At 64.1% G+C, this 6,790-nt stretch carries 5 protein-coding genes and 1 pseudogene; 5 read left to right on the top strand and 1 reads right to left on the bottom strand.

Going from position 1 to position 6,790, the window contains the following annotated elements; genetic code table 11:
* Positions 1–216: MarR family winged helix-turn-helix transcriptional regulator (locus VEJ16_07455; protein HYB09490.1), on the bottom strand; the 216-nt coding region annotated here is incomplete at its 3' end.
* A gap of 304 nt (positions 217–520) precedes the next feature.
* On the opposite strand from VEJ16_07455, the gene VEJ16_07460 reads away from it, so the two are divergent.
* The 5 genes and pseudogenes from VEJ16_07460 to tcuB form a co-directional block, all read left to right on the top strand.
* The gene (locus VEJ16_07460) at positions 521–2,893 is read left to right on the top strand and encodes a xanthine dehydrogenase family protein molybdopterin-binding subunit (protein HYB09491.1); all 2,373 of its coding nucleotides are present in this window, start codon (positions 521–523) and stop codon (positions 2,891–2,893) included.
* Positions 2,890–3,720 (top strand): FAD binding domain-containing protein, encoded by an 831-nt coding sequence (locus VEJ16_07465; protein HYB09492.1) that lies wholly within the window; start codon positions 2,890–2,892, stop codon positions 3,718–3,720. The genes VEJ16_07460 and VEJ16_07465 overlap by 4 nt, the downstream gene beginning before the upstream one ends.
* Positions 3,717–4,175, top strand: a pseudogene (locus VEJ16_07470) ((2Fe-2S)-binding protein). Before VEJ16_07465 ends, VEJ16_07470 begins: the two are co-directional and overlap by 4 nt.
* 239 nt (positions 4,176–4,414) lie before the next feature.
* A complete protein-coding gene (tcuA, locus tag VEJ16_07475; GenBank protein ID HYB09493.1) occupies positions 4,415–5,812 on the top strand; it encodes an FAD-dependent tricarballylate dehydrogenase TcuA in 1,398 nt (465 codons plus the stop codon).
* Positions 5,799–6,790 (top strand): tricarballylate utilization 4Fe-4S protein TcuB (gene tcuB, locus VEJ16_07480; protein ID HYB09494.1); only part of this gene is annotated, 992 nt, incomplete at its 3' end. The genes tcuA and tcuB, both read left to right, overlap by 14 nt.

A 6,790-nucleotide genomic window follows, 5' to 3' on the forward strand; every position in this document is an offset into this window, starting at 1 on the left:
GGCGAGGCGGGCAAGCACGTCCGCCACGTTGGTCCGGTCGATCCCGAGTTCCGCCGCGAGCGTTACCTGATCGATCCCCGGATGCGTCGAGAGAACGGTAAGCAGACCGTATTGAATGGGTGTTATGCGAAAAGTCCGGCACTCATCGAGGAACAGTGCTTGGTGGATCTGATGGAGACGCCGGATGAGATAGCCGGGCCGCGACCATAGCGGCAGGCGTGCCCCATTCTTCTGTGTTGGACTTGGCCTTCCCCGCGTGGTCCCACGGCGATGCTTTGCCAATAGCGGCTTCCCCATCTTGTCAACGCCCCGAGCGAAGTGCTGTACCGGACGGCGTGCGCATGAATGACCAGACCCGTGAGCGCCCAATTCGGCGGCGCTATTTGGCGTTGACCGCCCATGGCAACCGCCGATATGGTCAGTATACTGCGTTTATTTTCAGGCTGCGGAAGAATTTGCGCAAAATTCGCCGCGCGCTCCCGGGCGATCGCGGAGACGCCGAGGTTCGGGGGAGGCGATCCTGTCTGAAGGTTACGGCAAATCGGGAAAGGGCATCGGGGCGCGGCTTCTGCGCAAGGAGGACGCGCGGCATTTGCACGGACGCGGAAATTTCGTCGGCGACATTGCGATGCCCGGGTTGATGGAAGTCGCTTTCGTCCGCAGCCCGGTCGCGCACGCGCGAATCAAATCCGTGGAGATCCCGCCCGCCGGCATGGGCAGCGCCTACCGCGCCCAAGATATGGTCGGAGTCAAGCCGATGCAGGCGAACAACGGCATCCCCGGCTTTAAGCCTTCCGATTTTCCGGCACTCGCTACCGAAAAAATCCGCATGGTGGGCGAGCCGGTCGCCATGTGTGTGGGTGCGACGCGCGCCGAGGCCGAGGATCTTTGCCAAACGGTGTCGCTCGATATCGAGGAGCTTCCCCCCGTCGTCGACGCCCTTGAAGCACGCAAGCCCGGCTCTGCGCTCGTGCACGAGGCGTGGGGCGACAACCTCTTTCTCACGACCTCGGCCGACATCCGCTTCGCCGAACGCTCCAAGCAAGCCGACATCGTGGTAAAACGCGAATACAAGCTCGCGCGCCAATGCATGTCCCCGCTCGAAGGCAAGGGTGCGCTCGCCTACTGGGACGATCGCGCCGACCAACTCGTCGTCTATGCCTCGACCCAGGTGCCGCATCTTATCCGCACAGGGCTTGCCCTCTGTCTCGGACTCGAGCAGGGCCGAGTTCGCGTGATCGCACCCGACGTCGGCGGCGGCTTCGGATACAAGTGCGTCCTCCAACCCGAGGAGATTTGCGTTGCGTGGCTCGCACTCACGCGTCGCCATCCCGTGCGCTGGACCGAGGACCGGCGCGAACATCTCGTCGCCGGCGCCAATTCACGCGAGCACCATTATCTTGTGACGGCCTACGCGGATAAGCGCGGACGCCTCCTCGCCCTTGACGCGGAAGTGACCGTCGACGTCGGCGCCTACTCGGTCTGGCCGTTCTCGGCCGGGCTCGAAGCCGCCCAGGCCGGCGGCAATCTTCCCGGCCCCTATGCCTTTGACGGCTATCGGTGCAAGACCTACTCCGTCGCGACCAACAAGCCATCCTTTACACCCTATCGCGGCGTAGCGCGGCCTGGCGTGTGCTTCGCAATCGAGCTCACCATGGACGCGATTGCGCGCGCCGTCGGCCGCGAACCGGCCGAGGTGCGGCTCGAGAACCTCGTTCCAGCCGAAGCGATGCCCTACGATAACGTGACGAAAAAACACTATGACAGCGGCGATTTCCCGAAGAGTCTGCGCCTCGCGATCGACAAGATCGGGCTTGGCGCAATCCGGTCGCGCCAGAAAAAAGGCGAGCCGGACGGCAGGCTGGTCGGCGTCGGCTTTGCGACCTATACCGAGCAGACCGCTCACGGCACGAAGGTCTTTGCCGCGTGGGGTATTCCGATTGTGCCCGGCTTCGAGCAGGCGACGGTCCGCCTGACCCCCGATGGCGGGCTCGAGGTTCGCGTCGGGGTGCAATCCCACGGCCAGGGCATGGAAACGACACTTGCCCAGATTACGCACGAAATCCTTGGCGTCGATCCCGCGAACGTCAAGGTCGTTCACGGCGATACGGCTCTAACGCCGTACTCGACGGGCACCTACGCTTCGCGCAGCATCGTGATGGCGGGCGGGGCGGTGTCGCGCTCCTGCCAGACGCTTGCCACACGGTTGAAACGCATCGGCGCCCATCTCCTCCAGTGTGCGAGCGACGAGGTGCGTCTCGAGGGTGCGGAGGTGCGAGGGCCTGGCGGCCATGTGTCGATCCGCGAGATTGCACACGTATGGTATCTGCGGCCCGAGAATCTGCCCGATGACGTCGATGTGGGCGGCCTCGAAGCGACCGTGGGCTACAAGCCCAAAGTCGACAGTGGCGCCTTCAGCTATGCAACCCACGCCGCAGTCGTGGCCGTGGACCCCGAAATCGGCGCTGTCGAAATCCTTGATTACGTGATCGTCGAGGATTGCGGCACGCTCGTGAATCCCATGGTCGTCGAGGGCCAAACCTACGGCGGTGCTGCGCAAGGCATCGGCACGGCACTTTACGAAGAGATGACCTACGACAGTTCGGGCCAACCGCTCGCGTCGACACTGGCGGACTATCTCCTCCCCGGTGCGGCCGAGGTGCCGCGCCTGCGGATGTTCCATATGGAAACGCCTTCGCCTTACACGGAACACGGCATAAAGGGGGTCGGCGAAGGCGGTGCGATCGCACCTTCCGGCGCCATCGTCAATGCGATCAACGACGCGCTTTTGCCGCTCGGCGCAGAGCTTGCCGAAATTCCGGCCACACCGCGCCGAATCCTCGCGGCGATCCTTAAGGCCGAGGCCGCCAAGTCGCTGAGTGCCGCCGAATGAAACCGGCATCCTTTGAGTACGTGGCGCCCCCGTCGATCGAAGCGGCGCTCGGCGCACTCGCGGCCGGTGGGGGTGAGGCGCGTGTTCTCGCGGGCGGGCAAACGCTCGGCCCGCTCCTCAACATGCGGCTCGCCGCACCGCGCTGTCTCGTCGACATCGGTCGCATCGCCGCGCTCAAGCGCCTCGAGACGAATGCGGATACGCTTTTTATCGGCGCCGGAAACACTCACGCGGCGATCGAGGATGGCGTCGACCCCTCGACAACCGGGCGGCTCCTTTCTTACGTCGCATCGAAGATCGCCTACCGCGCCATCCGCACTCGCGGAACGATCGGCGGAAGCCTCGCGCACGCCGACCCTGCCGCCGATTGGATCGCGACGATACTGCTCCTCGACGCCGTTCTGACAATAGCAGGTCCGTCCGGCAGCCGACGGGTCACCGCACCCGATTTCATGACCGGGGTGTTTTCGACTGCAATCGGCCCATCGGATATCTTGAGTGCGATCGAACTTCCGCGGCTTTCGACCCGAGCCCGTTGGGGCTATTACAAGGTTTGCCGCAAGATCGGCGAATTTCCCGAAGCGATCGGCGCCGCTGTTTTCGATCCGGAACGCGGGATGAACCGCGTCGTCGCCGGAGCCCTCGATGGCCCGCCGGTTTTCCTTGCGACAATCGCCGAGGCGGTCGCACGCGAGGGCGGAGCCGCAGCCAGCATGGCAGCCGTGAGCGAGGCAATACAAGCGGCTGCACCCGGAATCGATCCCATCGATCTTCGGGTCCATGTCGCGTCGGTGCGCCGCGCCGTTTTTCAGGCGATCGGGCCGTGACGCGGGTCGCCCTTCGCGTCAATGGCGTGGGCGTTGAAGCGGATGTCGAGCCGCGCACGAGCCTTGCGGACTTCCTGCGACGAGAGCGGGGGCTGACGGGGACCCATCTCGGGTGCGAGCACGGCGTGTGCGGCGCTTGCACGATCACGATCGACGGCGCGCCGGCGCGATCCTGCATCGCGTTCGCGGTGGCGCTCGACGGCAGAGACGTGCGCACGGTCGAAGGATTCGACGACGACCCCGTGATGGCGAAGCTGCGCGACGCATTTCACCGCGAGCATGCGCTTCAGTGCGGATTTTGCACATCGGGTATGCTGATCACGGCGCGGGATATCGTGATGCGCTTCGGCGAGGCGGACGAGGCCCAAATCCGCGCGGAACTCGCGGGCAATCTCTGCCGCTGCACAGGCTATATGGGGATCGTGAACGCGATCCAGCGCGTCATGCGCGAAATGCCTGCCGCGGCACGTCTGGCCAAAGAGGCGGCATCCTCTCGCGTCAAAACGAATCAGGAAGAACCGTAGGATCGCCTTTCGTAGCATCGCCCTTCGAGTCCCGATGCGACTGCTATTCATGCGCTCGCCGAGGCAAGCGACGGCAAAGTCGCACCTTACATTCCGGCTGGCTTTCCGCAATACTCCCGGCGCTCCCGTCGCAAGTTCCATCGCGGCGAGGCTAGCATCGATGAGCTCGAATGGCGGATTTCACGAAAAAGTACGATGTCCTTGTGGTCGGCGGCGGCAATGCGGCGCTTTGCTCGGCGATCAGCGCGCAGCAATCGGGCGCGTCCGTCCTCGTCCTCGAGGCGGCACCCAAGTTCTATCGCGGCGGCAACACGCGCCACACGCGCAACATGCGTTGCGCCCATGACAGCGCCACGGAGACCCTGACGGGACCTTATAGCGAGGAGGAATTCTGGGACGATCTCCTGCGCGTGACCGGTGGTCACACCGACGAAATCCTCGCTCGCGACATGATCCGCCAATCCAAGGCGATCCTGCCCTGGCTCGCCGAGCAAGGGGTGCGGTTCCAACCGCCCCTCGGCGGCACGCTCAGCCTCGGCCGGACCAATTCGTTCTTTCTCGGCGGCGGCAGGGCGATGCTGAACGCGCTTTACCGGAGCGCCGAGCGGCTCGGTGTCGAGGTCGCCTATGACGCCGAGGTGGTCGAACTCGATATCGACGGCAACACCTTCGTCTCGGCGACCGTTGCGCGCGGCGGAGAGCGATTGGTCGTGCATGCCGCTAATCTGGTCGCCGCGGCCGGCGGATTCGAAGCGAACATCGAATGGCTCAAAACCTACTGGGGTGAGGCTGCCGGGAATTTCATCATTCGCGGCACGCCATATAATCGCGGCTCGCTCCTCAAGGTTCTCCTCGACAAGGGTGTCGAGCCGGTGGGCGATCCGACCCAGTGCCATGCCGTCGCGATCGATGCGCGCGCACCCCGGTTCGATGGCGGCATCATCACGCGGCTCGACTGTGTCGTCTTCGGCATCGTCGTCAATAAGCGTGCCGAGCGCTTCTACGACGAGGGCGAGGATTTGTGGCCGAAACGTTACGCCATTTGGGGCCGGTTGGTTGCGGCGCAGCCGGAGCAGGTCGCCTACATTGTTTTCGATGCGCCATCGCTCACATTGTTCATGCCTTCGCTCTACCCTCCCTTCGAAGCGGGAAGTGTACGCGAGCTTGCGGGAAAGCTCGGCCTCGACGCCGACCGCCTCGCCGCGACGGTCGATCGATTCAACCGTGCGGTGCGGCCGGGAACCTTCGATCACACCGTGCTCGACGATTGCCGAACCGAAGGCCTGACGCCGCCTAAGAGCCATTGGGCACGGCCGATTTGCACGGCACCCTTCTATGCTTACCCGGTTCGTCCCGGGATCACATTCACCTATCTCGGCACGCGCGTGGACAGGGAAAGTCGCATGCTCATGAAAGGAGGCGCAGCTTCGGCCAATATGTTCGCGGCCGGCGAGATCATGGCGGGCAACGTGCTCGGCCGCGGCTATGCCGCCGGGATCGGCATGACCATCGGCAGCGTGTTCGGCCGCATCGCAGGACGGGAGGCCGCCGCCAATGCCCGCAACTAAAGCGCTCGCCGAGGCGGAGCGCCTCATGACCATCTGCAATTCGTGCCGCTATTGCGAGGGGCTGTGCGCGGTTTTTCCTGCGATGGAGATGCGGCGCGCGTTTTCGGACGGTGATCTTCATTACCTCGCCAACCTGTGTCACGACTGCGGCGCTTGCTATTACGACTGCCAGTTCTCTCCGCCCCACGAATTCGACGTCAATGTGCCAAAGACCTTCGCGCAAGTGCGCGCCGAATCCTATCGCGCCTATGCGTGGCCGCGCGCATTCGCCGGCATGTTCGCGCGAAACGGCCTTGCCGTCGGAATTGTCGCGGCATTATCGGTCGCGGTCTTCGTTCTCGGCATCCTCACCTTCAACGATCCCTCGGCCTTGACGCGCGCAGCGGATGTTTCCCGCACTTTCTATTCGTTGATGCCCCACGCGGCGATGGCGACGCTGTTCGGCGCTGCATTTCTTTACGCGCTCACAGCACTCGCCATGGGGGTCCGGGCATTCTGGCGCGACATCGGCGAACCGGTCGAGACATTGGGGGAACCGCGCGCGCTCTGGCAGGCGGCCCTCGATGCCGGGCAGTTGCGGTATCTCGACGGCGGCGGGGCTGGCTGCATGAATAGCGACGAGCGTCCCGCCGAACGGCGGAGGATTTTTCATCATTTGACCTTCTATGGCTTCGCACTTTGCTTCGCCGCGACCTGCGTCGCCACGCTTTACCATTTCGTCCTTGGCCGGGAAGCGCCTTATCCTTGGTACGATTTGCCGGTGCTGCTTGGCGCTGCTGGCGGGGTTGGCTTGCTTATCGGCCCCGTCGGCCTGCTGGCGGCCAAGTGGCAACGCGACGCGGCGATGCGGGACCGGAGGGGGACCGGCATGGATTTGGCATTTCTTGCGATGCTTTTCGCGACAAGCCTAAGCGGCATGGCGCTTCTATTCTTCCGAGGAGGCGCGGCGATGGGCTTCCTCCTGGCCTTCCATCTCGG

This window comes from Alphaproteobacteria bacterium (genome assembly GCA_035625915.1).
Lineage (GTDB): Bacteria > Pseudomonadota > Alphaproteobacteria > JACZXZ01 > JACZXZ01 > DATDHA01.

Bases quoted from the DNA above. Each gene is read 5' to 3' on its own strand.
- VEJ16_07465 (HYB09492.1), top strand. From the start codon at position 2,890: ATGAAACCGGCATCCTTTGAGTACGTGGCGCCCCCGTCGATCGAAGCG.
- tcuA (HYB09493.1), top strand. From the start codon at position 4,415: ATGGCGGATTTCACGAAAAAGTACGATGTCCTTGTGGTCGGCGGCGGC.